The 24,692-nt window shown below is 70.5% G+C and carries 20 protein-coding genes; 10 read left to right on the forward strand and 10 right to left on the reverse strand.

Annotation, left to right across the window (positions count from 1 at the left end; translation table 11 throughout):
* Positions 1–531: 531 nt before the first annotated feature.
* Positions 532–915 carry a DUF192 domain-containing protein gene (locus tag QNO09_RS08625; protein WP_283969465.1) on the reverse strand — a complete coding sequence of 128 codons (384 nt, stop codon included), beginning with the start codon at positions 913–915 and terminating at the stop codon, positions 532–534.
* Between the two features lie 331 nt (positions 916–1,246).
* Here QNO09_RS08625 and QNO09_RS08630 point away from each other — a divergent pair, with 331 nt between their 5' ends.
* The 4 genes from QNO09_RS08630 (at position 1,247) to QNO09_RS08645 (ending at position 5,044) form a co-directional block, all read left to right on the forward strand.
* Positions 1,247–1,906: a hypothetical protein gene (locus tag QNO09_RS08630; RefSeq protein WP_283969466.1), complete on the forward strand. Its 660-nt coding sequence runs from the start codon at positions 1,247–1,249 to the stop codon at positions 1,904–1,906.
* Positions 1,894–2,931: a hypothetical protein gene (locus QNO09_RS08635; protein ID WP_502962265.1), complete on the forward strand. Its 1,038-nt coding sequence runs from the start codon at positions 1,894–1,896 to the stop codon at positions 2,929–2,931. The genes QNO09_RS08630 and QNO09_RS08635 overlap by 13 nt, the downstream gene beginning before the upstream one ends.
* A gap of 154 nt (positions 2,932–3,085) precedes the next feature.
* Positions 3,086–3,964 carry an LLM class flavin-dependent oxidoreductase gene (locus QNO09_RS08640; protein WP_283969467.1) on the forward strand — a complete coding sequence of 293 codons (879 nt, stop codon included), beginning with the start codon at positions 3,086–3,088 and terminating at the stop codon, positions 3,962–3,964.
* A gap of 207 nt (positions 3,965–4,171) precedes the next feature.
* Positions 4,172–5,044, forward strand: coding sequence for a methyltransferase domain-containing protein (locus QNO09_RS08645; protein ID WP_283969468.1), 873 nt, complete (start codon positions 4,172–4,174; stop codon positions 5,042–5,044).
* Here the strand turns inward: QNO09_RS08645 and QNO09_RS08650 are convergent, their stop codons facing one another.
* Positions 5,045–6,514, reverse strand: a complete 1,470-nt coding sequence (locus QNO09_RS08650) for a DNA glycosylase AlkZ-like family protein (RefSeq protein ID WP_283969469.1) — start codon at positions 6,512–6,514, stop codon at positions 5,045–5,047.
* Between the two features lie 944 nt (positions 6,515–7,458).
* Between QNO09_RS08650 and QNO09_RS08655 the strand changes: the two genes are divergently transcribed.
* The 4 genes from QNO09_RS08655 (at position 7,459) to QNO09_RS08670 (ending at position 12,481) form a co-directional block, all read left to right on the forward strand.
* Positions 7,459–8,232, forward strand: coding sequence for an isoprenyl transferase (locus QNO09_RS08655; RefSeq protein WP_283969470.1), 774 nt, complete (start codon positions 7,459–7,461; stop codon positions 8,230–8,232).
* 355 nt (positions 8,233–8,587) lie between these two features.
* Positions 8,588–9,913: an RNA 5'-3' helicase PhoH2 gene (phoH2, locus tag QNO09_RS08660; protein ID WP_283969471.1), complete on the forward strand. Its 1,326-nt coding sequence runs from the start codon at positions 8,588–8,590 to the stop codon at positions 9,911–9,913.
* 420 nt (positions 9,914–10,333) lie between these two features.
* Positions 10,334–11,035, forward strand: coding sequence for an aggregation-promoting factor C-terminal-like domain-containing protein (locus QNO09_RS08665; protein WP_283969472.1), 702 nt, complete (start codon positions 10,334–10,336; stop codon positions 11,033–11,035).
* Between the two features lie 138 nt (positions 11,036–11,173).
* Positions 11,174–12,481 carry an AI-2E family transporter gene (locus tag QNO09_RS08670; RefSeq protein ID WP_283969473.1) on the forward strand — a complete coding sequence of 436 codons (1,308 nt, stop codon included), beginning with the start codon at positions 11,174–11,176 and terminating at the stop codon, positions 12,479–12,481.
* Between the two features lie 82 nt (positions 12,482–12,563).
* Here QNO09_RS08670 and QNO09_RS08675 read toward each other — a convergent pair whose 3' ends face one another.
* Together QNO09_RS08675 and QNO09_RS08680 are read right to left on the reverse strand one after the other, a co-directional pair.
* A complete protein-coding gene (locus tag QNO09_RS08675; RefSeq protein WP_283969474.1) occupies positions 12,564–13,097 on the reverse strand; it encodes an alkyl hydroperoxide reductase in 534 nt (177 codons plus the stop codon).
* Positions 13,098–13,103: 6 nt separating this feature from the next.
* Complete coding sequence (locus QNO09_RS08680; protein ID WP_190195680.1) at positions 13,104–13,658, reverse strand: peroxiredoxin; 555 nt, start codon at positions 13,656–13,658, stop codon at positions 13,104–13,106.
* 133 nt (positions 13,659–13,791) lie between these two features.
* Between QNO09_RS08680 and QNO09_RS08685 the strand changes: the two genes are divergently transcribed.
* The gene (locus QNO09_RS08685; protein ID WP_283969475.1) at positions 13,792–14,742 is read left to right on the forward strand and encodes a LysR substrate-binding domain-containing protein; all 951 of its coding nucleotides are present in this window, start codon (positions 13,792–13,794) and stop codon (positions 14,740–14,742) included.
* A gap of 16 nt (positions 14,743–14,758) precedes the next feature.
* On the opposite strand, the gene QNO09_RS08690 is transcribed toward QNO09_RS08685, so the two are convergent.
* The 5 genes from QNO09_RS08690 to QNO09_RS08710 all read right to left on the reverse strand — a co-directional run bounded on the left by QNO09_RS08690 (position 14,759) and on the right by QNO09_RS08710 (position 19,634).
* Positions 14,759–17,098: an ABC transporter permease gene (locus QNO09_RS08690; RefSeq protein ID WP_283969476.1), complete on the reverse strand. Its 2,340-nt coding sequence runs from the start codon at positions 17,096–17,098 to the stop codon at positions 14,759–14,761.
* Positions 17,095–17,784 carry an ABC transporter ATP-binding protein gene (locus QNO09_RS08695; RefSeq protein WP_283969477.1) on the reverse strand — a complete coding sequence of 230 codons (690 nt, stop codon included), beginning with the start codon at positions 17,782–17,784 and terminating at the stop codon, positions 17,095–17,097. The genes QNO09_RS08690 and QNO09_RS08695 overlap by 4 nt, the downstream gene beginning before the upstream one ends.
* Positions 17,781–18,305 (reverse strand): PadR family transcriptional regulator, encoded by a 525-nt coding sequence (locus QNO09_RS08700; protein ID WP_283969478.1) that lies wholly within the window; start codon positions 18,303–18,305, stop codon positions 17,781–17,783. The genes QNO09_RS08695 and QNO09_RS08700 overlap by 4 nt, the downstream gene beginning before the upstream one ends.
* Positions 18,306–18,432: 127 nt before the next feature.
* Positions 18,433–18,702 carry a type II toxin-antitoxin system antitoxin gene (locus QNO09_RS08705; protein ID WP_283969479.1) on the reverse strand — a complete coding sequence of 90 codons (270 nt, stop codon included), beginning with the start codon at positions 18,700–18,702 and terminating at the stop codon, positions 18,433–18,435.
* Positions 18,699–19,634 carry an SPFH domain-containing protein gene (locus tag QNO09_RS08710; protein ID WP_283969480.1) on the reverse strand — a complete coding sequence of 312 codons (936 nt, stop codon included), beginning with the start codon at positions 19,632–19,634 and terminating at the stop codon, positions 18,699–18,701. Before QNO09_RS08710 ends, QNO09_RS08705 begins: the two co-directional genes overlap by 4 nt.
* A gap of 261 nt (positions 19,635–19,895) precedes the next feature.
* Here QNO09_RS08710 and QNO09_RS08715 point away from each other — a divergent pair, with 261 nt between their 5' ends.
* Positions 19,896–22,187 (forward strand): transglycosylase domain-containing protein, encoded by a 2,292-nt coding sequence (locus QNO09_RS08715; RefSeq protein WP_283969481.1) that lies wholly within the window; start codon positions 19,896–19,898, stop codon positions 22,185–22,187.
* A gap of 76 nt (positions 22,188–22,263) precedes the next feature.
* Here the strand turns inward: QNO09_RS08715 and QNO09_RS08720 are convergent, their stop codons facing one another.
* Positions 22,264–24,504 (reverse strand): SpoIIE family protein phosphatase, encoded by a 2,241-nt coding sequence (locus QNO09_RS08720; protein ID WP_502962267.1) that lies wholly within the window; start codon positions 24,502–24,504, stop codon positions 22,264–22,266.
* Positions 24,505–24,692 lie beyond the last annotated feature (188 nt).

Below are 24,692 nucleotides of genomic sequence, written 5' to 3' on the forward strand. Positions count from 1 at the left end.
AGCGGCGGACCCAGTACCGAGACGGGCCGTCGGTGCAGGGAGCGTTCCAGTCGATCGCCGACAGTTCACGCCACGAGAACCACGAATGACTGTGGCCCTCGAATTCGTCCACATCTCTTCGTACCGTGTCCGAGATATCTACGGGGGCTCCGCGGTCAGGGAAGAGAGCTCTGACAGGCTCCACGCTCCGGACGTCGAAGAGTGCTGACCATGACATGTAATCACGGGCCCAGTAAAGGTGCCTGAGTTCGGAAAAGGACTCCCACATCACGTGTTCAGTGCCATAGCGCCCAGGCCTGGGCCTGCATTCCAGCCATCCATACAGGTCGGTACTCATAATAACGACTCTATCCAATGCGGTCGCTGAGTGTGCTATTGGCTGGTTATTGACCCGACCCCGACCGCTTCGCCGACACGACGGTGGAGCGCTTGTCGGTGAAGCCTGGCGGGCCGACGGGCTGGGAGAACGCGAAAGCGGCACAGAGGGCGCGCTTCGACCCGGACTCGCCGTAGGGGTGGCCTGCCGAGGTCTCAGTCCCCGTCCGCCGACACGACGACCTCCAGCCGGGCCCCTTTCCGAACCCCCCACTCACCCAGCGCCCCGGCCCCCGCCTCCACGACATGCCGGGCGCGCAGCCGAGGCATTCCCAGCCGGCCGGGCCGCATGGTGTGGATGGCGATGACGCGAAGGTGCCGGTCGAGATAGGCGACGTCGATCGGCATGCGCATCCGGAAGGTGTGCACGCTGTTGGCGGGGGAGAGCAGGATCGCCCCGTCGATGGAGGCCCGCCCCAGCAGCCCCTTCGTGCGGGCCCGGTACGAGGTGGCGATCTCCAAGGGCACTGTCACGGACGGCTCGTCACCACCCGCGTGCACCACCAGTTCCCCAAGCCCGTCCCGCCAACGCCGCCCCATCCGGACCCCCTCCGACCGTGCCCTGCCCCATGGCTCTCCGTCCGAACGTATCCGCAGCGGGCAGCCCGTCACATGGGCCCAGGGGCCCATGCCAAGTCCGCGGCGAGGAACCTACGTTTGCTCGTTCCTGACTGGAACGGCCCGATGCCGCACCCGTGTTGTCCGCCCCATTGGCGCGTTATGCAACCGTTACGGCTCGAACGGGTCGGTGGATCTCCGATTCCTCCCCATACACCCCGCCTGTTGACAACCATCACGCTGGTGCGGCCGCACGCCGCTGTATAGCTTTGGTTCGCTCAAGAGAAGCCTCGCCTCTGACCGGGAGCCGACCGTGAACCGCCGCCCCACCCTCCTCGCAGCGCTCACGCTGACCGCCGCTGCGGCCCTGACGCTGTCCGCGTGCGGGAGCGACGACAGCTCCAAGAGCAAGGACAACGACAAGATCGCGGGAGCCGACACGGGGAGTGAGGCCTCGGCATCCCCCACTGCTTCCGACCCTGCATCGGCCGCACGGCCGAAGATCGACCTGCCGTCCGACCTCTCCTACACCTTCGACTGGCCCAAGACCGGAGACGAGGAGAAGGACGCGATCCTGGCCGACGGCGAGCAGTCGATCAAGGCTGTAGACCTCGCGATCGTCAACCAGAACGCGCTCGACAAGCCGTACCTCTTCTACTACGAGGGTGAGGCCGCGGCCAGTACACAGAAGTTCGTCCAGAACTACATCGACCACAAGGCGGCCATCACAGGGGCCTACCGCTTCTACGCTCCGCAGGTGGCTGTCAGCAAGGACGGCACTGCGTCCCTCAGCTACTGCGAGGACCAGGGCAAGGCGTATGTCAAGGACCTCAAGACCAACAAGGCCAAGAAGACCGAGGTCACTGCCAAGAGCTACGTCATTTACCACACGTCGCTCAAGAAGAACGACAAAGGTGTCTGGGTGATCCAGAAGATGGTTTCGCAGAGTGGGAGCCCCAAGTGCCAGCCCTGAAGCGTCCGGTGAAGACGTTTTCTTCGGTGGTCATAGCCGGCACATGCTGGTCGCTCCTAGCCCTCACTGGAGTGGCGCACGCCGACGACACCCTGGGTGGCGCCACCCAGGGCACCAATCAAGAAGCCAACGCAGGCAAAGACGGCACCGTCTCCGTCACCGTAGGCGGCGTCGTCTTCGACCGTTCCAAGAACGGCAGCGGCGACTCCGCCGGCGCACTCACTTCAGCCACCTCCTGGACCCCGCCCCCCTGCTGGTACGCCCCGAAATACACCCCGGAACAGCTCCAGAAGGCCATGGAGCCGGTCTGGGAGGCCGGTTCGACGGGCTACGAGTGGGACGCCAAGCAGCGCGACCGGTACGTCAACGGGAAGCCGTACAAGGACTTCAACAAGGACAAGGCCGGTGAGGGCTACTTCTGGGACTCCTTCATCGACGAGGACTTCCCCCCGGGCTGGGACGCCTGCACGAAGGAGCCCTTCTGGGTGGACCAGGGCGACCCGCCGCCCGCCGACATCCAGAACGCCGTCACGCCCGAGATCCTCGCCGAACTGGCCTACGCCGAGGTCCGTGTCCCCAGCACCAAGGTGACCCTGGCCCCCGCCGCGCAGACCAAGGTCAACCTCCCGACGTGGGCCTGGCTGGACGCCGCCGACTTCAAGCCGGTCTCCGTCACCGCTTCCGTGCCCGTGATCGGCATCTCGGCGACCGCGACCGCGGAACCCGTGTCGCTCCGCATCGAACCGGGCACGAAGGACGCCGTCACCTACCCGGCCTCCGGCGTCTGCGCCATCGACAACGGCCGCATCGGCGAGCCCTACGCCAAGGGCAAGGCGAACCGCACGCCGCCCTGCGGAGTGAGATACCTGCGCTCCTCCGGCGACGGCACGTACCCGCTCCAGGCCACCGTCACGTGGGAAATAAGGTGGACCGGCACCGGCGGTACCGGCGGCGACCTTCCCGACGGAACCTTCGGCGCCACCCAGAACGTGACCGTGCAGGAGATCCAGGCCGTCAACCGCTGACTGCGCGTCCAAGCCGATCGGTGGGGCGACCACTCGTGAGGATGGTCGCCCCGCCCGAGGGCCTTGCCCAGATCACCGGGCAGGGCGAGGCCGGCGACGGCGCAGCGCATAAAAGGTGTTGTCCGGCGCCTGCAGTCCTGGGTAGGAAGATCCCATGACCCCACTAGGTGCAGTCTTCCGCCCCCAGTTGGCCCCCGAGCGTCTGCGGTCGGTCTGTGAAGTCGCCGAAGAGGCCGGGCTCGAAGAGCTCTGGCTTTGGGAGGACTGTTTCCGAGAGGGAGGCATCTCCACCGCCGCCGCTGCCCTCGCGTGGACCGAGCGCGTGCGGGTCGGGGTCGGGCTGTTGCCCGTGCCCTTGCGGAACGTCGCCATCACGGCCATGGAGATCGCCTCGCTGCACCGGATGTTCCCGGGGCGGGCGATCGTCGGCGTGGGGCACGGCGTGCAGGACTGGATGGGGCAGGTGGGCGCCCGGGTCGAGTCGCCCGTCACCCTGCTGCGGGAGCATCTCTGCGCGCTGCGCGCCCTGTTGGACGGGGAGCGGCTCTCTGTCGACGGGCGGTACGTCAAGCTCGACGACGTCGCTCTCGACTGGCCGCCTCAGGGTGCCCAGGGCGGGGTGCTGGCCGGGGCCACCGGCCCGCGGTCGCTGCGGCTCACCGGTGAGGCCGCCGACGGGACCATTCTCACGGCCTCCACCAACGCCGACGGGGTGCGCGAGGCGCGCCGGCTCGTGGAGGAGGGGCGGACGGCGGCCGGTCGCACAGCGGGGCCGCACCGGGTTGTCGTCTATCTGCTCACCGCCACCGGGCCCGACGCCGCCGCCCGGCTGCGCGCGGAGCTGGTCGCCGAGGGGCTCGACTCCGTTCCGGACCTCGGGGTCGCCGGGGACGCCGGCGCTGTGGCCAAGGCCGTCCAGCGGCTGGTCGAGGCCGGCGCCGACACCGTCGTACTGCAGCCGACCGCGGACGAGCCCGACCCGGAGGAGTTCGTACGGTTCACTGCCGAGGAGGTACGCCCCCTCGTTCCCTGAGGCCCGTCGAGGCTCCTGTCGTCGTCAAACGGCTGGGAGCCAATCGGGCGGTAGGCGTGGGCGAGGGCGCCGTCCCTTCGGAGCGCTCCTTCTCCTCCCCGGGCCGGCGACCGCCCTTAGCGGGAAAGTTCGTAGAGGAAGCCCGCACCCCACCACCGGCGTGTAAATGCCGAGCGGCCCCGCACGGCCCCCTGCCACCATCTCCCCATGGCAGTGCATCAGGAACCACACCCCCCACACGCCGCCACCTTCGAAGAACTCCTCGCCGAGGGCGCCTCCGTCCCGACGGAAGGCTGGGACTTCTCCTGGTTCGAAGGGCGGGCGACGGAAGCACGCCCCTCCTGGGGCTACGCCGTGTCCATGGCCCAGCGGCTGGGCCGGGCGCGTGCGGTGCTGGACGTGCAGACCGGGGGAGGGGAGGTGCTGGACTTCGCCCTCGCGAGGATCACCGGCACCGGCGAGGCCCCAGCCGGCCCCGATGCCGCCGCCCCCAACGCCCTCGAGCCACCCCGGCTCACCATTGCCACCGAAGGCTGGCCCCCCAACGTCGCCAAGGCCACCGATCTGCTCCACCCGCGCGGCGTCGCCGTTGTGGCCGCTGCCGAGGACGATCCGCTGCCCTTCGCCGACGGTGCCTTCGACCTGGTCGTCAGCCGCCATCCCGTGCGCCCCCACTGGCACGAGATCGCCCGCGTCCTCCAGCCCGGCGGGACGTACTTCGCCCAGCACGTGGGCCCGGGAAGCGTCTTCGAACTCGTCGAGTACTTCCTCGGGCCCCAGCCGGACGACGTCCGCAGAGCCCGCCACCCCGACCGTGAGCGTGCCGACGCGGAGGCCGCCGGGCTCGACGTCGTCGGTCTGCGGGCGGAGCGGCTGCGCATGGAGTTCCACGACATCGGAGCGGTCGTGCACTTCCTGCGCAAGGTGGTCTGGATGGTCCCCGGCTTCACCGTCGAGGCGTACGAACCGCGGCTCCGGGAGCTGCACGAGCTCATCCAGGCAGAAGGCCCCTTCGTCGCCCACAGCACGCGCCACCTCGTCGACGCACGCAAGCCGGGCGGACGCACGCCGTCCGCCTGATCACGCGTGCGGCCCCACCGTCACCTCTCCCACCACCAGCTCCGCCGCCGCCTCCAGCACCTCACCCACCCGCTCCGCCTGCTCGCCCAGCTCCCGCTTCTGCCGTGCCGTCAGCCGGACGAGCGGCTCGACCGTGACGGTCGTACGACGCCCGCGGCGCCGCTGGTGCCACACCCCCGCCACCACGCCGTCGACCAGCAGCACCGGGTAGTTGCCCGCCTGGCCGCCGCTGAGGGCCCGCTGGTACGCCGTCCCGGGGAACAGCCGCTCGCGGGGCTGCCCGGCGACGACGTACGCGTCGAAGTAGGGCAGCAGGCGCACGCCCCGCGGCGGACCGCCCGGGAAGTCCGTGTCACCCGCCGCCACCCACGCCGGTGTGCCTGCGAAGTCGACCTCCTCGATGTGGCCCGCGGCGGCCAATTCGCCGAACAGGGCCGTCGCCCAGCCGGGCGGCGCCGCCAGCCAGCGGGCGAAGTGCTGCGGGGTGGCGGGGCCGTACGCGTACAGATAGCGATGGACGAAAGCGACCGGCACGCCCTCCGCGCTCTCCTCGCGCTCGGCGCCGGGTACGGGCCGTACGCCCTCCGCGCTCTGCCCGCGCTCGGCGCCGGGTACGGGCCGTACGCCCTCCGCGCTCTGCCCGCGCTCGGCGCCGGGTACGGGCCGTACGCCCTCCGCGCTCTGCCCGCGCTCGGCGCCGGGTACGGGCCGTACGCCCTCCGCGCTCTGCCCGCGCTCGGCGCCGGGTACGGGCCGTACGCCCTCCGCGCTCTGCCCGCGCTCGGCGCCGGGTACGGGCCGTACCCCGTCCGCGCTCTCCCCGCGCTCGGCGCCCGGTACGGGCCGCGCCTCCTCCGTCCCGCCGTCCCCCCGCGGCGGGCGGGTGTACGTCGCCTTGCGGCCGCGGTCCGGGCCGAAACACAGCGTGCCCGCCCAACCGGCCCGGTGCATCACCTGGCGCCAGCGCGGCCACAGGTCCTGGAAGGCCGGCATCACGCGGTCGCCGGCCCATGGGCCCGTACGGGCGACGACCTCCTTCGACAGCTCGTCGAGGGTCAGGAACCTGCCGTCGAGCGCGTCACCGATCGCCCTCACGACCTGGCCGGCCTGTTCCTCGCTGAGCCGCACGTCGGGCGGGAACGGGCTCGGCCCGCTCGGGACCGCGCTCAACGCGGCAGAGAAAAGAGGCAGTTCACAGGCGGGGAGAAGATGAACCGTCCCGCGTGGGCCGTACGTCTTGATCAGAGACCGTTCCTCCCAGAGCGCGGCCCGTACGTCCGCCCGCGTTACGCCGTCCGTCCGCATCCCCACCGACACCTCGGCCGCGGAGAGGACCTGCGCGTGGGCGCCCCGCATCGCCCCGACCACCTCGGCGACCGGAGTGCCGGGTCCGGCCGGTCCTGCCAGGAACTGCCGCTCCGCCCGGCGCGCGCTCGCCGCGTCCCACGTGATCCTCAGCGTCGTCGTCATGATGCGACGGTAGAGGGGAATGAGGACAGGTTCTGTCCTCATGGCCGATCTGGATCCGGACGTGAGCGCGGATGCCCGCACCTCGGGACGCTGCAGGTCACTCGTCTCCCTCTTCACACTTGCGCATCATCCGACGAGAGTTTTCACATCGTTATCGCATGCGGCTCGCCTCTCAGCCGCCGCTCACGTAAATTCGGACCGGGGAATTCGCGTGAGCAAAGCTGCGCGGGAGGTACCGCGCAGTGGAGGGGGCTGCGCGGTGCCCGGTCCCCCGATCTCCGGTCCCCGTCGAGCCGCTGCGGCGGCGCTGTCCGCGGGGCGACCCGTGGCAAAGGCGCGACCCGGACGGCGATCCGGTGGCAAGGCGCTGTCCGCGGGGCGACCCGTGGCAAAGGCGCGACCCGGACGGCGACCCGGCCGCAAAGGGCGATCCGGGCGACGGCTCCGGGTCAAGCGTGGCCGTTGTGTGGCCGGTTCACCCATCGGGGGGATGCCGGGACAAGTCACCCGAGTGGCCCTCAAGGGGCGGTGATCCCTCCGGTTTGTGTCCCGGAGCATCCGATTTCCCCTGTACAGAGGCCATGTTTCGGCCGAAAGCCCGCCATGAATGAAGGCTTCCGTGGGCACCGCCGCGTCGCCGGGTGGCTCCGGAGAGTAGTTGTGGCACGCCGATGCACGCAGCATCACTTACAAAGGGTTATGGTGGAAACCCCCCCTCGGGCCGGTCCGTCTCCCCCCCCACGGACCGGCCCGTTTTTCTTTGCCCGCCGGGCGGCTCGAACCATCGGCCGGAACCGTTCCTTCCGCCCTTGTCGGCGGCCCACGGCCGCAGCGGGGGTAGGCTTCGCCTCCGGGGACCGCCATACGGGCAGGGACCGCCCGCGGGCCACGACCGGGCCGCACGCCGCGGCCTGTCCGATCCGTACGGAGGGGCTGACAATCACGTGAACCTGCGCGACAAGCTGCGTAGCCTGCTGGTCAGGCTGTACGCACGCCGGGTGGAAGGCCACCTGGACCACGCTCAGGTGCCCAAGCACATCGGCGTCATCATGGACGGCAACCGGCGCTGGGCGAAGGCCGCCGGTTCCAGCACCGTCCACGGCCACCGGGCCGGTGCCGAGAAGATCGGGGAATTCCTCGGCTGGTGCAGTGAGACCGACGTCGAGGTCGTCACCCTCTGGCTCCTGTCCACCGACAACTTCGACCGGCCGCAGGAGGAACTCGGCCCGCTGCTCGGCATCATCGAGGACGTCGTCCGCACCCTGGCCGCCGACGGCCGCTGGCGCGTCCACCACGTCGGCACGCCCGACCTGCTGCCCGCCGGGATGCAGACGGTCCTCAAGGAGGCCGAGGAGGCCACCGCCCACGTCGACGGGATAATGGTCAACGTGGCCATCGGCTACGGCGGTCGCCAGGAGATCGCCGACGCCGTGCGGTCGATGCTGCTCGACGCACAGGACAAGGGCACCTCGATGGAGGAGCTCGCCGAGGCCGTCGACACCGACATGATCGGGCGTCACCTCTACACGAGCGACCAGCCCGACCCCGACCTGGTGATCCGCACCAGCGGCGAGCAGCGCCTGTCCGGATTCATGCTCTGGCAGACCGCGCACTCCGAGTACTACTTCTGTGACGTGTTCTGGCCGGCGTTCCGCAAGGTGGACTTCCTGCGCGCCATGCGGGACTACGCGGCCCGCCACCGCCGGTTCGGCGGCTGACGCACCCGCCACCGGACCCCGCGGACACGGGACGTCCCACGTCACAACACCTCCCGGTACCCCGCCGAGGGCGCGCGTAACACGGAGTTCACCGGCTCGCCGTCATATGCCGTGGCATGGCGACGCTCGTTCGAGGGCATAACCCAGTCAGGTCGACGCCCGAACCACGGGTGTCGGATCTCAGCGGACGGCACGGGGCCGTCCGCCCGGGAGGCCCTTTGCACCAGCCCGATCGTGCGGTCACCGCACGGACGAAGAGGCGGAGGGCCGGTTTTCGGCCCGCGCAGGGCGGCCGACGACCGGTCCAGCTCCATACCGTCGCTCCCCGACCTCATCCGAGGGGGTACGTCCTTCCGTGGTGACCAGCACAAAGCGCCACAAGCCAGACCGGCGCACTTATGTTCTCGACACCAGCGTCCTGCTGGCCGACCCGAACGCCCTGAACCGCTTCGACGAGCACGAGGTCGTGCTCCCCATCGTCGTGGTCACGGAGCTGGAGGCCAAGCGGCACCATCCCGAGCTCGGCTACTTCGCCCGGCAGGCGCTGCGCCTGCTCGACGAGTTCCGGGTCCGGCACGGTCGCCTCGACGCCCCCATCCCGATCGGGGATCTCGGCGGGACCGTCCGTGTCGAGCTCAACCACTCGGACCCCAGTGTGCTGCCCAGCGGCTACCGCCTGGGGGACAACGACTCCCGCATCCTCGCGGTCGCCCGCAATCTGCAGGCCGAGGGGTTCGACGTCACCGTCGTGTCCAAGGACCTCCCGCTCAGGATCAAGGCGTCCTCCGTCGGACTCCTCGCCGAGGAGTACCGCGCGGAACTCGCCATCACGGACTCCTCCGGCTGGACCGGCATGTCCGAACTGACCCTGCCCGGCGAGCAGGTGGACATCCTCTTCGAGGAGGGCCACGTCTACGTCCCCGAGGCCGCCGACCTGCCGGTGCACACGGGCCTGATGATCCAGTCGGAGCGCGGCAAGGCGCTCGGGCGGGTCACCGCGGAGGGCACCATCCGTGTCGTGCGCGGGGATCGTGAGGTGTTCGGCATCAAGGGCCGCAGCGCCGAGCAGCGGATCGCGCTCGACCTGCTGCTCGACCCGGACGTCGGGATCGTGTCGATGGGCGGCCGGGCCGGCACCGGCAAGTCGGCGCTGGCGCTGTGCGCGGGCCTGGAGGCGGTGCTGGAGCGCCGTCAGCACCAGAAGGTGATGGTCTTCCGTCCGCTGTACGCGGTGGGCGGGCAGGAACTGGGCTATCTGCCGGGCTCCGAGGCCGAGAAGATGAGCCCCTGGGCCCAGGCGGTCTTCGACACCCTCTCGGCCGTCACGTCCCGCGAGGTCATCGAGGAGGTCACCGCGCGCGGGATGCTGGAGGTCCTGCCGCTCACCCACATCCGCGGCCGCTCGCTGCACGACGCGTTCGTGATCGTGGACGAGGCGCAGTCGCTGGAACGGAATGTGCTTCTCACCGTTCTGTCCCGGATCGGGGCCAATTCGCGGGTGGTCCTCACCCATGACGTGGCCCAGCGGGACAACCTCAGGGTCGGCCGGTACGACGGTGTCGTCGCCGTCGTCGAGAAGCTGAAGGGGCATCCGCTCTTCGCGCATGTGACCCTGACACGGTCCGAGAGGTCCCAGATCGCCGCTCTTGTGACCGAAATGCTCGAAGACGGGCAGGTCTGACCGTCCCCGGTAAGTAGGGCCGGTTATGCGATAGTTGGCGCCGTCCGGAAAAGGCGAAGAGCCTAGCCGGGCGGCGCCTTCGCATGTGGGTGTTCCTGTGAATCTCCCGCGCCAAACGGGATGTGAGCTTTCACACGCAACTCGGAATTGCCTTGCCCCGTCGGGTTACGGCAGAGTCTCAGTCCTGTCAGGCCCCGCATACGACACACCTGTATCCCCAGCGGTACGGCACCACCGAAGCAACAGCACCAACTGCATAGCGTTGTCGTATGCCGCCCGAGCAATACGCGGCGCTCCCCTCGCGGGAGTTGCCCACCGGGCCCGCGCCTCCCGTGACCCCGCAGTTGGGGAGGCCAGTGCCAGGGGCACGATTGCGTCCGCGAGGGTCACCGAAGCGGGCGATGCTGGAAGGAAAACCGTGTGAGCCGGATCTCGGTCCGGGGATTCGCAGTGGCTTCGGCCACGGCGGTCACCGCTGTCGGAAGCGTCGTCGGAGTTGCCTCGGGCAGCACCGCGCAGAACAACGACGCCGAAGCGACGGCCAGCGGCACCACCCTGCTCGCGGACATCCCCGCGGGCCAGCAGGCCCAGGTGCAGACCGCGTCCCTGACGCAGCAGGCCGACGCGCAGGCCATCCAGGCGGACGCGAGCGCCAAGAAGGACGCCGAGGAGGCCGCCCGCAAGGCCGCCGCCGAGACGGCCATCGCCAAGAAGGAAGCCGCCGAGAAGGCCGCCAAGGCCGCCGAGGCGGCAGCCAAGGAGCGTGCGGAGGCCAAGGCCGCCGCCAGCCGCTCCAAGGACATTTCCGACTTCCCCGTCGCGAGCTCCTACAGCATCGCCCAGCTCCAGGCGATGGCACGGCAGATGGTGCCGTCGGGTCAGTTCCAGTGCTTCAGCAACATCGTGGACCACGAGTCCGACTGGAACTACAAGGCGGTCAACCCCTCTTCAGGGGCCTACGGCATGTTCCAGGCGCTGCCCGCTTCCAAGATGTCGTCCGCAGGCGCCGACTGGCGGACCAACCCGGCCACCCAGATCAAGTGGGGCCTGAGCTACATGAACGACCGCTACGGCAGCCCCTGTGAGGCCTGGTCGTTCTGGCAGGCCAACCGCTGGTACTGAGCCGACCGGCCCCACGGCCGATCCCGTTGCCTCACGAGAGCCCCGCACCGTCGTCCGGTGCGGGGCTCTCGCCCTGTACGGTCGGACGGGACCGACTCCGGGGGAGTGGTGCGCTGAGACGGGGGAAGAGGACGGATCATGTCGCGAGTGCCAGGGTGGCTCGGCCGGTTCGGTGCCGGGCTGACCGAGATCAGCGAGCGTTACAACGAACGCCGTGCCGAGGCCGAGCGGGAGCGGGACGACCCCGAATCCCCGGCCCTCCCCGGCGAGTACGTTCCGCCGCCCCCGGACTACGCGCCCGACGTCGCCCCCCGGCCCGATCCGGCGCTGGCCGTGCCGTGGGGGGTGCGGGTCGCCGCCGAGGTCGGCTGGCGGTTCCTCATCCTCGCGGGCACCGTCTGGGTGCTGATGCGGATCATCAGCGCCGTCCAGCTCGTGGTGCTCTCGTTCGTGATCGCGCTGCTCATCACGGCGATCCTGCAGCCGACGGTGGCGCGTCTGCGGCGCCACGGCGTGCCGCGCGGGCCGGCGACGGCGTTGACGGCCATCCTCGGCTTCGTCGTCATCGGCCTCATCGGCTGGTTCGTGACCTGGCAGGTCATGGAGAACATCGACGACCTCTCGGGCCAGATCCAGGACGGCATCGACGAGTTGCGGAACTGGCTGCTGAACAGCCCCTTCCACGTCACGGACAAACAGATTAACGAGATCGCCAAGAACCTGCGCGAAGCGGTCGGGGCGAACACGGACCAGATCACCTCGGCGGGCCTGGAAGGCGTGACGGTCGTCGTCGAGGCGCTCGCCGGAATCCTGCTGGCGGTCTTCTCGACGCTGTTCCTGCTCTACGACGGCAAGAGGGTCTGGGAGTGGACGCTGAAGCTGGTGCCGGCGGCGGCGCGGCCGGGGGTGGCCGGGGCCGGTCCGGCGGCGTGGCGGACGCTGACGGCGTATGTGCGGGGCACGGTCATCGTCGCGCTGATCGACGCGATCTTCATCGGGCTCGGCATCTACTTCCTCGATGTGCCGATGGCGGTGCCGCTGGCCGTGTTCATCTTCCTGTTCGCCTTCATCCCGCTGGTCGGTGCGGTGGTCTCCGGTGCGCTCGCCGTGGTCGTCGCGCTGGTCACCCAGGGGGTGTTCACGGCCGTCATGACGCTGGTGGTGGTGCTCGCGGTGCAGCAGATCGAGGGGCACATCCTGCAGCCGTTCATCCTGGGGCGGGCCGTGCGGGTGCATCCGCTGGCGGTCGTGCTCTCGGTCGCGGCGGGCGGCATGGTGGCCGGGATCGGCGGTGCGGTCGTCGCCGTGCCGCTGGTGGCGGTGACCAACACGGTCGCCGGATATCTGCGCTCCTCCGCGCAGAAGGCGGCGCTCCGGCATTCGGTGCGGCCCCGCGGGGCCACGGCGGTGAGTGCGGAGCCCGCCCCCGGGACGCCGCCGGAGTAGTCGGCACCCGACACACCAGCAGGGCCCCGTCCACCGGTGTCAGGTGGGCGGGGCCCTGCGGTGCGAGGCGTGCGGCCGGGGATTACCCGGCCAGGACCGCCTCGGCGTCCAGCGTGACGCCGACCGCCTGGATCACGGAAGCGATCTTGAACGCCTCCTGGATGACCTCGCGGTCGAGACCGGCCTTGCGCAGCACCTGCTCGTGGGAGTCCAGGCACATGCCGCAGCCGTTGATGGCCGAGACGGCGAAGGACCACAGCTCGAAGTCGACCTTGTCGACGCCCGGGTTGCCGATGACGTTCATCCGCAGGCCCGCGCGCAGGTTGCCGTACTCGTGGTCCGTCAGGAGGTGGCGGGTGCGGTAGAAGACGTTGTTCATCGCCATCACCGCGGCGGCGGCCTTGGCCGCCGTGTACGCCTCCGCCGACAGGTTCGCCTTCGCCTCCGGCTCCAGCTCGCGCAGCACGATCGGGGAGCGCGAGGCGATCGCCGTCGACAGCACCGTGCCCCACAGCTGCTGGGCCGGCAGGTCGGAGTTGCCGATGACCGAGCCCAGGTTGAGCTTCAGATCCTTGGCGTAGTCCGGTACGGCGGACTTCAGGGCATCCAGCGACATGTCAGATCACTCCCCGGAGAGCAGCGCGACCGGGTCGAGGGTCTCGTCGCCCTTCGACCAGTTGCAGGGGCACAGCTCGTCCGTCTGGAGCGCGTCCAGGACCCGGAGGACCTCCTTCGGGTTACGGCCGACCGAGCCCGCGGTCACCATCGAGAACTGGATCTCGTTGTTCTGGTCCACGATGAACACGGCGCGCTTGGCGAAGCCGTCCTCGCCCTCGATGCCGAGGTCGCGCATCAGCTCGTGCTTGGAGTCGGCCATCATCGGGAACGGCAGGTCGCGCAGGTCGTCGTGGTCCTTGCGCCAGGCGTGGTGGACGAACTCGGAGTCGCCGGAGAAGCCGAGCACCTGGGCGTCGCGGTCGGCGAACTCGTCGTTCAGCTTGCCGAAGGCGGCGATCTCGGTCGGGCACACGAAGGTGAAGTCCTTGGGCCACGCGAAGATGACCTTCCACTGACCCTCGTAGGTCTTGTGGTTGATCTGCTGGAACTCCTTGCCCTTCTCCAGCGAGACGCAGGCGGTCAGGTCGAACTCGGGGAACTTGTCACCGACGGTGAGCACACACACTCCTTGCAGCGAAGAAACTCCCGGATCGCGGGCGTTTCCCATGGGTTGGACGGTGTTGATGTTGGCACAGGCTCGATTGATTACAGAAATAGCTACACTCGGTCTGGTTGATCGGAGGTAGTTATCAGTGACGGTCGGTAATCAGCGCAGACAGCCCAGCCTCGCCCAGCTCCGGGCCTTCGCGGCGGTGGCCGAGCACCTTCATTTCCGGGACGCGGCCGCGGCGATCGGCATGAGCCAGCCCGCCCTCTCGGGTGCCGTGTCGGCCCTGGAGGAGACACTCGGAGTGACGCTCCTCGAGCGTACGACGCGCAAGGTGCTGCTCTCACCCGAGGGTGAGCGGATCGCCGTACGGGCCAAAGCGGTCCTGGGGGAGGTGGGCGCCCTCATGGAGGAGGCCGAGGCGGTGCGGGCGCCCTTCACCGGGGTGCTGCGGCTCGGAGTGATCCCGACGGTCGCGCCCTATCTGCTGCCGACGGTCCTGCGGCTCGTCCACGAGCGGTATCCGCACCTCGACCTCCAGGTGCACGAGGAGCAGACCGCCAGCCTCCTCGACGGCCTCGCCGGCGGCCGACTCGATCTGCTGCTGCTCGCCGTGCCGCTGGGCGTGCCGGGCGTGGCCGAACTGCCGCTGTTCGACGAGGACTTCGTGCTCGTCACGCCGCTCGACCACTGGCTCGGCGGACGCGAGGGCATTCCGCGCGGGGCGCTGCGCGAGCTGAACCTGCTGCTGCTGGACGAGGGGCACTGCCTGCGCGACCAGGCCCTCGACATCTGCCGGGAGGCCGGCCGCGACGATGTGCCGGTCACCACGACCGCCGCCGGGCTGTCCACCCTGGTGCAGCTCGTCGCGGGCGGGCTGGGCGTCACGCTGCTGCCGCGCACCGCCCTGAAGGTCGAGATCTCCCGCAGCAACCAGCTCCTCACGGGGTACTTCGCCGACCCGGCCCCCACCCGGCGGATCGCCCTGGCGATGCGGGTGGGGGCCGCGCGCGGCGCGGAGTACGAGGAGCTGGCGGCCGCCCTGCGCCAGGCGCTGCGGCCGCTGCCCGTCCGGGTCGTCGACCGGGACGCCTGACGCCCCGTAGGAGGACCTACTCCGTCCGCAGCCCGTCCGGCCGCATCAGTTTCAGCAGCGGCGGCAGGCTCAGCAGCGTCACCGCCAGGACGACGCCCGCGCCGATGCCGGTCACCGACAGCACGCTCGGCCAGTCCACCCGGACCGACGTGTTCGTCATCCGCAGCAGGACCGCGCCCAGTGCCATGCCCACCGCCGCGGCGAGCAGCAGGCCCAGCCCGATCGGGATCGCCGTCTGCCACAGCACCGACAGGCTGAGGGTGCGGCGCCGGGTGCCGAAGGCCACCAGGGCCGACAGCAGCCTGCGGCGTTCGCGCAACTGCTCCAGCTGCGAGACCAGCAGACTCGCCCCGATCAGGGCCAGCACACACGCCGCTCCGACGGACAGACCGGTGCGGATGGCGGCGTAGCGGTCGTTGGTCTCGATGCTGTGCCAGGTCATCGGCTGGGACGTCGGGTCGAGCCGCGCCGCCGTGTTGCGCACGTGGTCGTAGGCGTCCGGCACCGAGGTGTCCACGCTCAGGAAGAGCCGCGTGGAGATGAGCCCCTTGAGCTTCTCGGGCAGCGCGCCGGGGGTGATCAGGATGCCCCCGCGCTCGTAGCCGGTGGGGTCCTCGCGGGACTCGGCCTGCCGGATGTCCTGTGGCACGGTCCAGGAGACCGCGCGGTCGCCCGGGCGGCCGGAGTCCTCCGACTCGGTCCACAGGGTCGTGCCGGGCTTGGCCAGGCGCTCGCTCTCGCTGTCGTACTCCGAGCCCTTGGCCGCGAAGACGTCACCGTCACGGCAGCCGGGGAGCGTGGCCACTTCGCGCAGCGAAGCGCAGTCGGCAACGGTGATCTGGATGAGGGACTCGTCCTCGCCGCGACGGTCGCCGAGATGGACGTCGGACAGGGCGGTGACCTTGCGTATGCCCTCGGTGTCGCGGTACTGCGCGGCGACGGGGGCGGCGTCTCTGCCGTCCGGCACGTCCACGCTCATCTGGGCCCGGGTGATGTCGTACTGCGACGCCCTGGTGTAGGTGCCCTCCACCCCGGCGAACAGCATCTGCAGCGCGATCGCCCCGGCCACCGCCACCGCGATGCCGTTGACCATCCGGGCCGCCGCGCCGCTGCTCAACTGAAGCCTGCGCACGGCCAGTTGCCAGGCGACCCCGCCCGAGCCGAGCCGGGCCACGACCGTCTCCACCACCCAGGGCAGCAGGGCGGTGACGCCGACCAGGAGGAGCATCACGCCGCCGACGACGAGGTACTGATTGAACTCCCCGCCGTCGTCGCCCTGCCCGATCATCGGGAAGAGCAGCGCGAGCCCGCCGAGCGGCAGCAGCAGCCGCCACCACAGCCGGCGCCGCGCGGGCCTGGCCGTGCGGACCACGCCGAGCGGCTCGATCACCACCCCGCGCAGGGCGAGGATCGTCACCACGACCGCGGCCGCCGGCACCGTGACCGCGACCAGGACGGCCAGCACGGGCGAGGGGTTCAGATAGCTCGGGAACACACTGACCCGGAACACCTCGACCGATGCCGCCAGTTGCCGCCCCAGCAGGAAGAAGCCGGCTCCGAGGACGAGCCCCAGCACCGAACCGGCGAGCGCCTCGCCGGCGGCGATCCGCCGGGTCATCCGGCTGTCGGAGCCGACCAGCCGCAGCGCCGCCAGCCGGCGGTCGCGCCGCTCGCCGCCGAAGCGCACGGCCGCGGCGATGAACACGGCGACCGGCATCAGCAGCACCACGAAGACGACCAGGATCAGCAGGAGCAGCACCGGGTCCCAGGGGTCGGGCGACCTCAGGTCCGGGTTGCCGAAGCTGTCGATCCGGGCCCCGTTGGCGGAGCCCTCCAGCCGTTCCGCGAGTCCCTTGCCGCCCGCGTAGTAGGCGAGTTCCCGCGAGCCGACCAGGCCCTGTTCGCCGATGGTGCCCGAGATCCGGTAGTCCAGCCGCTCCCGCAGCAGCTTGCCGTCGTCGGAGGCGAGCAGCTCCTTCAGCGCGGGGGAGACGACCATCTCGCCCGCGGCCGGGAACCGCGCGATGCCCGGGGGCAGCGGAGCCCGCGGGCCCTCCGCCTCCAGCATCCGGCCGCGCACGTCCTGGTCGCGGAACGTGGTGTCCGAGTCCAGGACGATCAGGGTGTCGTCGGCCTTCGGTATCTTCGGCTGGCTGAAGGTGTGGTCGCTGCGCGCCTCCTCGCGCCGGTCCCGTTCCGCCAGGGCGCTCGGGATGGCGGTGGTGAGCAGCAGCAGCGCCACTCCGAGCCCGACGCCGACGGCCGTGAGCAGCGCCCGGGTCCACCCCTCGCGTCCGCCGGCGAAGGCGAACCGGGCCCCCATGCCCAGGTCCCGGCTCCACTGTCTGACGCTCATACGACGCGCTCCATGTCCCGCGACCTGCCGTCCCGTACGACGATCTCGCGGTCGGAGTACGCGGCCACCCGCGCCTCGTGCGTGACGAGTACCACGGCGGCGTTGGCCGACCGGGCGGCGTCGGTGAGCAGCTCCATCACGCGCTCGCCGTTGAACGAGTCGAGCGCGCCGGTCGGCTCGTCGGCGAAGACCACCCGCGGGTCGGTCACCAGCGAGCGGGCGACGGCGACCCGCTGTCCCTGACCGCCGGAGACCTCACCGGGCCGCTTCTTGCGCAGGTCGTCGACCTCCAGCCGTTCCATCCAGGCCAGCGCGGTCCGCTCGGCCTCCTTGCGGGGCGACCCGTTCAGCCGCAGCGGCAGCGCGACGTTCTCCACGCAGGTGAGTTCCGGCACGAGCTGCCCGAACTGGAACACGAACCCGAACTCCGAGCGCCGCAGCGCACTGCGCTCGGCGTCGCTCATCGCGGTCACCTCGCGCCCGTGGTACGTGATCGAGCCCGAGTCGGGCATGACGATCCCGGCGAGGCAGTGCAGCAGCGTCGACTTGCCCGACCCGGACGGGCCCATCACGGCGACGACCTCGCCGGGGTGGATGGAGAACCCGGCGCCGTCGAGGGCGGTCGTCGGCCCGTACGCCTTGCGCAGGTCCTGGGCGGTGAGGAGCGAACCAGCGGGAATCGTCACCGGGTCACCGCCGCACGGAGCTTGTCCAGACGCGCCGCGGTCAGCTCCAGCCAGCGCAGGTCCGCCTCCAGGTGGAACAGCGCGTGATCGCAGATGAGCTGGTCGGCCAGATCGCCCTTGCGCTTGCGGTCGGTGAGGATGCGCATGCTGCGCAGGTGCTCCGAGCGCTGGGTGTCGAGGATGTCGCCGGCGTCGCGGTGGGTGAGCAGCGCGAGGACGATCTTGGTGTAGAGGGTCGACTGGAGATACGGCTCCGGCTTCTCCGGCGTGGCGAGCCAGCGCGCGACGTCGGTGATGCCGGCCTCGGTGATGGCGTAGCGCTTGCGCTCGGGCCCGCCGCCCGCCTCGATGCCGTCGACCTCGACGAGCCCGTTCTTCAGCAGGCGGGACATCGTCGAGTAGACCTGGCCGTAGTGGAGCGGCCGGTCGTGACCGAACTTTTCGTCGAAGGCCCGCTTCAGGTCGTAACCGTGCCGCGGGCCGGACTCCAGGAGTCCCAGAAGAGTGTGACCGATGGACATGCCGATGACTCTACATACTGTGTATACGCAAGGTGTATACACCGAGTGTGTAGATCATGGCGGGCGGTACCGCCGTGCAGGTCGGGCCGGGTTGTCACGGTTCCGCAACAGCCCGGAGCCGGTCCGTTCAGGCCGGTGGGGGGCCGGGGGGCGAGCCTCCCGGAGACCCGGGCGGCCGCCCCCGCCGGGGCAGCGGCCCGGTCTCCCGCGGCAGCCGGCCCGCCTCCGCCAGCGCCCTGCGCAGCAGGAACTCGATCTGCGCGTTGGCCGACCGCAGTTCGTCCCCGGCCCACCGCGCGAGCGCCTCGTACACCGCCGGGTCCAGCCGCAGCAGCACCTGCTTGCGCTGCTGCTGCGGCCGGCGCTGAGGGCCCGGACCCTCGGGAGGGACCGTCACTGGTAGAGGGACCCGGTGTTGAGGACCGGCTGCGCGGCACGGTCACCGCACAGCACGACCATGAGGTTGGAGACCATCGCCGCCTTCCGCTCGGAGTCCAGCTCCACGATGTCCCGCTCGGTGATGCGGGCGATCGCGGCCTCCACCATGCCCACCGCGCCGTCCACGATCTGCCGCCGCGCCGCGACCACCGCTCCGGCCTGCTGCCGCTGGAGCATCGCCGAGGCGATCTCGGGGGCGTAGGCGAGGTGCGTGAAGCGGGACTCGATGATCTGCACGCCGGCCGCCTCCACGCGCGCGTGCAGTTCGACGGCGAGCTTCTCGGTGATCTCCTCGGCGTTGCCGCGCAGCGAGAGGCCGTCCTCCTCGTGGGCGTCGTAGGGGTACTCGATGGCGATGTGCCGCACGGCCGCCTCGGTCTGGGTGGAGACGAACTCGATGTAGTCGTCGACCTCGAAGGTGGCCTGGGCGGTGTCCTCGACGCGCCACACCACGACCGCGGCGAGCTCGATGGGGTTGCCGTAGGCGTCGTTGACCTTCAGGACGGCCGTCTCGTGGTTGCGTACACGCGTCGAGATCTTGGTGCGCGAGGTGAGGGGGTTCACCCAGCGCAGGCCGTCCTGCCGGATCGTGCCACGGTAGCGGCCGAAGAGCTGGACGACCCGGGCCTCGCCCGGCGCCACCATGTTCAGCCCGCACATGGCGAGGAACGCCGCGAGCGCGACCAGGATGCCGCCGATGATCAGTCCTGCCTTCGCGCCGCTGCCGTCCACCGAGGTGGCGGCCGCGATCAGCCCGGCGCCGGCCAGCAGACCCAGCAGCCCGAGCAGCAGGGCGAGCCCACCGCCGATGCTGTGTGCGGCGAACTCCCGCACCCGTGGTGCCGGCATCTGGGGTACGTCGGCCGTGACCTGCGTGTCGTGCGTGGACATGGGTGGTCCCCCGTTCTTCGGTCGAAGCCACTCCTGCATAGCTTCTGTCTAGCTAAGTGATATCACTTTTCCCCGTCGTGGCAACCCTGCGCGTGTCTCGTACGTCGGTTCCGTTGGGATGGGTGCTGATTGTCACGTCCGCAAAGGGCCGGATCGGCAGCCCTATCTCTTATCTCCCGGTGTTAGCTTTCTGAGCTGACCTGAGCGGCGAACCTGTGTGACATGTGAGCACACATGAACGAAGCGGAGCGGATCGGACCCATGGGACGAGCGGAAGAAAGACGCGCCCGACAGCGCGGTGGGCGCCGGGCGGCACCCAAGCGCCGCCGTTCGTCGGCCGTGACCGGGAAGAGCGGCATACGCAGGCTCTTCACCTGGAAGAAGATGGTCGGCACCTTCCTCGGTCTGTGCCTGCTCGGCATGGGTGCCTTCATCGTGCTGTACATGGTGATCGGGATCCCGAAGGGGAACGCCGACGCCAAGTGGCAGAGCAACATCTACAAGTACAGCGACGGCTCGCTGCTGGCCCGCACGGGTGACCGCAACCGCGAGATCGTGGACCTGGCCGAGGTGCCCAAGCCCGTCCAGAAGACCTTCGTCGCCGCCGAGAACAAGACCTTCTACCAGGACGCCGGCGTGGACCTGAAGGGCACGGCCCGCGGTCTGCTCAACACCGTCACGGGCAAGGGCGCGCAGGGCGGTTCCACGATCACACAGCAGTACGTCAAGAACTACTACCTGTCACAGGAACAGACCGTCTCGCGCAAGCTGAAGGAACTGGTCATCTCCCTGAAGCTGGACCGGGAGAAGTCCAAGGACTACATCCTCGCCGGCTACATCAACACCAGCTACTACGGCCGTGGCGCCTACGGCATCCAAGCCGCCGCACAGGCCTACTACCGCGTGGACGCCAAGGACCTCACCGTCGAGCAGGGTGCCTACCTCGCCGCGCTCCTCCAGGCACCGAACCAGTACGACTGGGCCATCGCGTCCGACACCGGTAAGAAGCTGGTGAAAGCTCGTTGGAACTACGTCCTGGACAACATGGTCCAGCAAGGCTGGCTCGGCAAGTCCGAGCGGGAGGCCATGACGTTCCCGGTCCCCAAGAGCCCGAAGGCCGACCCGAGCCTGGGGGGCCAGACCGGCTACCTGGTGAAGGCCGCCAACGCGGCTCTGGAGAAGCAGCTCATCGCCCAGGGCACCGCCGAGGACGCGAAGCAGGCGGAGGCGATGATCGAACAGGGCGGCTGGACCCTGACGCTCAACATCGACAAGAAGAAGCAGGCGGCGCTCGAGAAGTCCGTCGAGCGGCAGCTGAACAGCAAGCTCGACCCGGACAAGCGTGAGGTCGACGCGGACGTCCAGGCCGGCGCCGCGTCCGTGAACCCGAAGACCGGTGCGGTCGTCGCCATGTACGGCGGCCGGGACTACCTCAAGCACTATGTGAACAACGCGACCCGTACGGACTACCAGCCCGCCTCCACCTTCAAGCCGGTGATCCTGGCCGCTGCCCTGGAAGGGCAGGCCAAGACCCAGGACGGCGCCCCGATCAGGGCGAACACGATCTACGACGGCACGAGCAAGCGCCCGGTCGTCGACAACGGCAGCAAGGTCGGCTTCGCCCCCGAGAACGAGGACGACCGGGACTACGGCCCGATCTCCGTCCAGACGGCGATGAACAAGTCCGTCAACTCCGTCTTCGCGCAGATGGGCGTCGACGTCGGCATGTCCGAGGTGGTGAAGGTCGCCGGCGAGCTCGGCATGGACACCGAGAACATGGAGGCCGTGCCCGCCCAGACCCTGGGCAGCATGGGCGCGAGCCCTCTGGAGATGGCCGGGGTCTACGCGACCCTCGACAACCACGGCAAGAAGGTCACCCCGGCCGTCCTGAAGTCGGCGGAGCACCTGAACCGTACCGTCACCATGCCCGACCCGGTCGGTGACCAGGTCATCAGCCGCGAGGCCGCCGACTCCGTCACCTCGGTGCTGACCGGCGTGGTCGACGACGGAACCGCCCAGGCGTCCGTGCGCAACAACCCCCAGCGCGACGGTCAGCAGGTCGCGGGCAAGACCGGTACGTCCGATGACAACCTGTCGGCCTGGTTCACCGGCTACACGCCCGACCTGGTCACGTCCGTCGGCCTGTTCGGGGAGGACAACAAACCCCCGTACAAGCACGTCCCGATGTACAAGGCGGGCGGCGAACCGCGCGTCAACGGCGGTGGCTTCCCCGCACAGATCTGGGCGGCGTACACCTTCGGTGTGATGGGCGAGGTCAGCAAGTTCGACCTGGACACCGAGCAGGGCGCGGCCGTCCAGCCGACCTGGACGCCGACGCCTTCGCAGACGCCGACCAAGGAGCCGACGCAGGAGCCGACGACCGAGGAACCGTCGTCGTCCCCGCCGCCCACGTCCGAGAAGCCGTCGTCGTCCCCGCCGCCGAGTCCGTCGACGACACCGCCCACCAGCACCCCGCCCACGGCCCCGCAGACGACACCGCCGGGCGACGGCGGTGACCCGTTCGACCCGATCAAGCCGGGCGACGACGCGTAGGAGACGCCGATGGGCGCCCGGTGCACACCGGGCGCCCATCGGCTGTGTGCGTACGGCCCCGCTTCCCGCGGCTCCGTCAGCCGTGGTTGAGCTCGAACCAGACCACCTTGCCGGTACTGAGCCGGGTCGCGCCCCAGCGCCGGGCCAGCCGGTTGACCAGATACAGCCCGCGCCCGCCCTCGTCGGTGGCCCGCGCCTGGCGCAGCCGCGGCAGCTGCGGCACGTCGTCACCGACCTCGCACCGCAGCACGTCCGTGCGCAGCAGCCGCAGGGTCACCGGCCGGGACGCGTAGCGCACGGCGTTCGTCACGACCTCGCTGACGAGCAGCTCGACGGAGTCGCTGAGCTCCTCCAGGCCCCAGCGCTGCAACGCGCGGCGGGCCAGGCGGCGGGCCCGGCCGGGGGCGGCGTCCTCCGGCTCCAGGAACCAGTACGCCACGTCGCTGGGCGCGATCCCGTCGAAGCGGGCGGCGAGCAGCGCGATGTCGTCGTCCCGGTCGCCGGGGCCGAGCATGTCGAGCACCTCGTCGCACAGCGCTTCCAGGGGCGGCGGATGGTCCGGCCCGGTGAGCTGCGCGACCGCGGCGAGCTTCTCCCGCAGCTGCTCGATGCCGGTCCACACATCGCGCAGTCGGGACTCGACCAGCCCGTCGGTGTACAGGAGCAGGGTCGCACCGGCGGGCGCGTCCAGCTCCACGGCCTCGAAGTCCACACCGCCGACCCCGATCGGGGCACCGGCGGGCACGCGCAGGACCTCGGCGCGGCCGCCCAGGTGCAGCAGGACGGGCGGCGGATGGCCGGCGTTGGCGATGGTGATGCGGTGCGATACCGGGTCGTAGACCGCGTACAGGCAGGTCGCCATGCGGTCCACGCCCAGACGCTGGGCCTGTTCGTCCAGGTGGTGCAGGACCTCCTGCGGCGGCAGGTCCAGGCCGGCGAGGGTCTGGGCCGTGGTGCGCAGCTGGCCCATGATGGCGGCCGACGTCATCGAGTGCCCCATGACGTCACCGACGACCAGCGCGACCCGGCTGCCCGGCAGTGGGATCGCGTCGTACCAGTCGCCGCCGACCCGGGCCGTCTCCGCGGCCGGCAGGTAGCGGGAGGCCAGCCGCACACCCGTGGGGCGGGGCAGCGTCTCGGGCAGCATGGTGCGCTGCAACTCGTCCGCGATGTAGGCCTCGCGGCCGTACAGCACGGCCTTGTCGATGCCGAGGGCGCTGTGCGTGGCGAGCTGGGCGGCCACCAGCAGGTCGTCCGGCTCGAACGCGTTGCGCTCGGGACGGCGCAGGAACAGGGCGGCGCCGATCACCCGGCGCCGGCCGCGCAGCGGGGCGAGGATCGCCCGCTGTCCGTCCGGAACGGCGAACTCGCCGCCTTCGCCGAGCAGCTCCGGCAGGGCGGCGCGGGCCGCGGGGGCGTCGGTGAACACCGGGCGCACCCCCCGCAGGACCTCCGCGAGCGCGCTGCCGGGCCGCACCTCGCACAGCTCGGCGCCGACGGTGTCCAGTTCGTTCGGCTCGGGCTGCGCGGCCGGCAGGAAGCCGTTCTCCGTGTCGCGCTCCGCCGGAATCCGGTCGGTGCGGCGCAGCCGCAGCAGCAGCGGGCCGGTGGGCCGCTCGTCGCCGACGGGCAGCGGGTCGCGCAGATAGACCAGGATCGCGTCGGAGAAGGTCGGCACGGTGGCCCGGCACAGCCCCATCACGATCTCGTCGAGGTCGATGCCGCGGGCGATCCGCCGGGTGGCGGCCCCCACGAACCGGAGCCGGTCGCCGTCCCGCCGCATGGGCGTGGGCCGGCCGGGCGGCAGGCTCTGGCCGCTGCGGCGCTCCTGCCCGTCGGCGTTCACCCCGGGCCGGTCCTGCTCGTCCGCGGGCTGGACCGGAATGCCCTCGGTCACGGGGCGCGGCCGAGGGGTCTCGCGCTCGGCGGTCTGCTCGGCACCCGGCTGGGAGTGCTCGGATGCGGGGTCGCTCACGGTGTCCTTACCCTTGCCGAACGGCGTGGAGGTGCCCGGCTCCGACGTGCCCGGCGTGCCGTGTGCCGTCGTGACCGGAACGGTGACGTCGCCGCCGGGGCGGCCCTGTACCGGTAAGGTGCCCGCGCCCGGCGCACGCGCCGGTGTCGGGGTATGCGCGCGAACGCCCCGCGGGGATCCGCGGGGTCGACGCCCCCCTGGGGGCGTTCGAACGAGGTCGGCTGCTCCGTCACGCGTGTCGAATCCATCCGTCCGGGGCTGCGCGCCGCGCGCGCAGTGGGTCCCGCCGAAACTCCGATACCCGGAATACGTGCCCCAGGAACGGAATTCCCGCGTGGTCAGAGGTTGTTCCTGTGCCACCGGCAGGCCGTCTGCGGCCTGTGGCGCAGGCCCTGCCGGTGTTGCCCTCGTACCCCTCGCTCACGTCCTGCCGCCCCTCGGTGACGATCGGTCAAGCCCAGCGCGTGCTCCGGTAGTTGCCGCCGCGCGCCCTTGCGGAGGACGATCCTACGTTTCTTGCCCGGGGGCGC

Source organism: Streptomyces sp. 378, from assembly GCF_030124145.1.
In the GTDB taxonomy this organism is placed as follows: Bacteria; Actinomycetota; Actinomycetes; order Streptomycetales; family Streptomycetaceae; genus Streptomyces.

Excerpts from the sequence above, each read along its gene's own strand:
- QNO09_RS08715 (WP_283969481.1), top strand. The coding sequence starts at position 19,896 with ATGGGACGAGCGGAAGAAAGACGCGCCCGACAGCGCGGTGGGCGCCGG.
- QNO09_RS08700 (WP_283969478.1), bottom strand. The coding sequence starts at position 18,305 with ATGTCCATCGGTCACACTCTTCTGGGACTCCTGGAGTCCGGCCCGCGG.
- QNO09_RS08675 (WP_283969474.1), bottom strand. The coding sequence starts at position 13,097 with ATGTCGCTGGATGCCCTGAAGTCCGCCGTACCGGACTACGCCAAGGAT.
- QNO09_RS08710 (WP_283969480.1), bottom strand. The coding sequence starts at position 19,634 with ATGTCCACGCACGACACGCAGGTCACGGCCGACGTACCCCAGATGCCG.
- QNO09_RS08625 (WP_283969465.1), bottom strand. The coding sequence starts at position 915 with ATGGGGCGGCGTTGGCGGGACGGGCTTGGGGAACTGGTGGTGCACGCG.
- QNO09_RS08670 (WP_283969473.1), top strand. The coding sequence starts at position 11,174 with ATGTCGCGAGTGCCAGGGTGGCTCGGCCGGTTCGGTGCCGGGCTGACC.
- QNO09_RS08690 (WP_283969476.1), bottom strand. The coding sequence starts at position 17,098 with ATGAGCGTCAGACAGTGGAGCCGGGACCTGGGCATGGGGGCCCGGTTC.
- QNO09_RS08645 (WP_283969468.1), top strand. The coding sequence starts at position 4,172 with ATGGCAGTGCATCAGGAACCACACCCCCCACACGCCGCCACCTTCGAA.
- QNO09_RS08640 (WP_283969467.1), top strand. The coding sequence starts at position 3,086 with ATGACCCCACTAGGTGCAGTCTTCCGCCCCCAGTTGGCCCCCGAGCGT.
- QNO09_RS08650 (WP_283969469.1), bottom strand. The coding sequence starts at position 6,514 with ATGACGACGACGCTGAGGATCACGTGGGACGCGGCGAGCGCGCGCCGG.